Origin of the sequence: Mesorhizobium sp. B2-8-3, assembly GCF_006440815.1 — a bacterium.
Lineage (GTDB): Bacteria > Pseudomonadota > Alphaproteobacteria > Rhizobiales > Rhizobiaceae > Mesorhizobium.
The window spans coordinates 200,001-202,500 of sequence record NZ_VFTW01000007.1; the positions used below are offsets into that span (position 1 = coordinate 200,001).

1 tRNA gene and 2 rRNA genes (2 of these 3 only partly in view) are annotated in these 2,500 nt (G+C 54.3%); all 3 read left to right on the top strand.

Going from position 1 to position 2,500, the window contains the following annotated elements:
- Window positions 1–2,101: ribosomal RNA gene (locus tag FJ418_RS14125) — 23S ribosomal RNA — on the top strand (it extends 699 nt beyond the left edge of the window).
- Between the two features lie 89 nt (window positions 2,102–2,190).
- Window positions 2,191–2,305 (top strand): 5S ribosomal RNA (gene rrf / locus FJ418_RS14130).
- A 185-nt stretch (window positions 2,306–2,490) separates the two neighbouring features.
- Window positions 2,491–2,500, top strand: a tRNA-Met gene (locus tag FJ418_RS14135); it runs 67 nt beyond the window's last position.

The following is a 2,500-nucleotide window of genomic DNA, read 5'->3' on the forward strand; positions in this document are numbered from 1 at the left end:
GTCGCATTAGACCCGAAACCGAGTGATCTAGCCATGAGCAGGTTGAAGGTAAGGTAACACTTACTGGAGGACCGAACCCATAACTGTTGCAATAGTTCGGGATGACTTGTGGCTAGGGGTGAAAGGCCAATCAAACTCGGAAATAGCTGGTTCTCCGCGAAATCTATTTAGGTAGAGCGTCGACCGAATACCCCAGGGGGTAGAGCACTGGATGGGCTAGGGGTCCTCACCGGATTACCAAACCTAACCAAACTCCGAATACCTGGGAGTACTAGTCGGCAGACACACGGCGGGTGCTAACGTCCGTCGTGAAAAGGGAAACAACCCTGACCTACAGCTAAGGTCCCCAAGTTATGGCTAAGTGGGAAAGGATGTGAGGATCCCAAAACAACCAGGATGTTGGCTTAGAAGCAGCCATCATTTAAAGAAAGCGTAACAGCTCACTGGTCTAAATAAGGGTCTTTGCGCCGAAAATGTAACGGGGCTAAAGCCATACACCGAAGCTTAGGGTTCGTGAGCAATCACGAGCGGTAGCGGAGCGTTCTGTAAGCTGATGAAGCCGTACCCGTGAGGGGCGGTGGAGGTATCAGAAGTGCGAATGCTGACATGAGTAACGTAAGGGGAGTGAGAGACTCCCCCGCCGAAAGACCAAGGGTTCCTGCTTAAAGTTAATCTGAGCAGGGTTAGCCGGCCCCTAAGACGAGGCGGAAACGCGTAGTCGATGGGAACCACGTTAATATTCGTGGGCCTGGAGGTAGTGACGGATCGCACAAGTTGTCCAATCTTATCGGATTGAACGGGCAGCGGAGCGGTTCCAGGAAATAGCTCCTCCTTATAGACCGTACCCGAAACCGACACTGGTGGTCAGGTAGAGTATACCAAGGCGCTTGAGAGAACTATGCTGAAGGAACTCGGCAAATTGCACGCGTAACTTCGGAAGAAGCGTGACCCTTTTCTGCGCAAGCAGAGGAGGGTGGCACAGACCAGGGGGTAGCGACTGTTTATCAAAAACACAGGGCTCTGCGAAGCCGCAAGGCGACGTATAGGGTCTGACGCCTGCCCGGTGCTGGAAGGTTAAGAGGAGGGGTGCAAGCTCTGAATCGAAGCCCCAGTAAACGGCGGCCGTAACTATAACGGTCCTAAGGTAGCGAAATTCCTTGTCGGGTAAGTTCCGACCTGCACGAATGGCGTAACGACTTCCCCGCTGTCTCCAGCATAGACTCAGTGAAATTGAATTCCCCGTGAAGATGCGGGGTTCCTGCGGTTAGACGGAAAGACCCCGTGCACCTTTACTATAGCTTTACATTGGCATTCGTAGTGGCATGTGTAGGATAGGTGGTAGGCTTTGAAACCTGGGCGCCAGCTCAGGTGGAGCCACCCTTGAAATACCACCCTTATTACTATGGATGTCTAACCGCGGCCCGTTATCCGGGTCCGGGACAATGTATGGTGGGTAGTTTGACTGGGGCGGTCGCCTCCTAAAGAGTAACGGAGGCGCGCGATGGTGGGCTCAGAACGGTCGGAAATCGTTCGCTGAGTGCAATGGCATAAGCCTGCCTGACTGCGAGACTGACAAGTCGAGCAGAGACGAAAGTCGGTCATAGTGATCCGGTGGTCCCGCGTGGAAGGGCCATCGCTCAACGGATAAAAGGTACGCCGGGGATAACAGGCTGATGACCCCCAAGAGTCCATATCGACGGGGTTGTTTGGCACCTCGATGTCGACTCATCGCATCCTGGGGCTGGAGCAGGTCCCAAGGGTATGGCTGTTCGCCATTTAAAGCGGTACGTGAGTTGGGTTCAGAACGTCGTGAGACAGTTCGGTCCCTATCTGCCGTGGGTGTAGGAATATTGAAAGGATCTGTCCCTAGTACGAGAGGACCGGGATGGACGGATCTCTGGTGGACCTGTTGTGGCGCCAGCCGCATTGCAGGGTAGCTATATCCGGACGGGATAACCGCTGAAGGCATCTAAGCGGGAAACCCACCTTGAAACGAGTATTCCCTGAGAACCGTGGAAGACGACCACGTTGATAGGCCGGGTGTGGAAGAGCGGCAACGCTTGAAGCTTACCGGTACTAATAGTTCGATAGGCTTGATCGTTCTCATTACTTATATCCATCAAGGCGCAATCCGAAGGATTGTCGCCGGCACAGAAAACAGCTTCTCGATTTGAACGTGCGTTTTGCCGACCTGGTGGTTATGGCGGAGCGGCTGCACCCGATCCCATTCCGAACTCGGCCGTGAAACGCTCCAGCGCTGATGGTACTTCGTCTCAAGACGCGGGAGAGTAGGTCGCTGCCAGGTCTGCCAAGCGCACGTTCAGCTCACATCCGGATCGACCGGATCGAGACAAATCTTCTCCCTACGATATTTAGGCCCGCCAAACGGGATCACGGGCCGCGCAAGCGGCCCTTTCATTTGGTGGTCTCTTGATTGCGGTAAGTTAAACCTTACCTCAAGGACGCAAGCAAACGCTTGCTCGCAGGTGACGCGGGGTGG